Origin of the sequence: Streptomyces sp. W16 (assembly GCF_033194735.1) — a bacterium.
Classification (GTDB): Bacteria; Actinomycetota; Actinomycetes; order Streptomycetales; family Streptomycetaceae; genus Streptomyces.
Genome location: NZ_JAWOAI010001231.1, coordinates 1 through 255 on the forward strand (window position 1 = coordinate 1; position 255 = coordinate 255).

Consider the following 255-nt stretch of genomic DNA (forward strand, 5'->3'; position numbering starts at 1 on the left):
GTCGAGAAGTCGTTACGCCATTCGTGCAGGTCGGAACTTACCCGACAAGGAATTTCGCTACCTTAGGATGGTTATAGTTACCACCGCCGTTTACTGGCGCTTAAGTTCTCAGCTTCGCCCGACCGAAGTCGGACTAACCGGTCCCCTTAACGTTCCAGCACCGGGCAGGCGTCAGTCCGTATACATCGCCTTACGGCTTCGCACGGACCTGTGTTTTTAGTAAACAGTCGCTTCTCGCTGGTCTCTGCGGCCACC

Annotated in this window: 1 rRNA gene; it reads right to left on the minus strand. The window is 55.3% G+C overall.

Features of this window, described 5'->3' with window-relative positions:
* Positions 1-255, minus strand: a 23S ribosomal RNA gene (locus R6V09_RS54900); the annotation flags it as partial.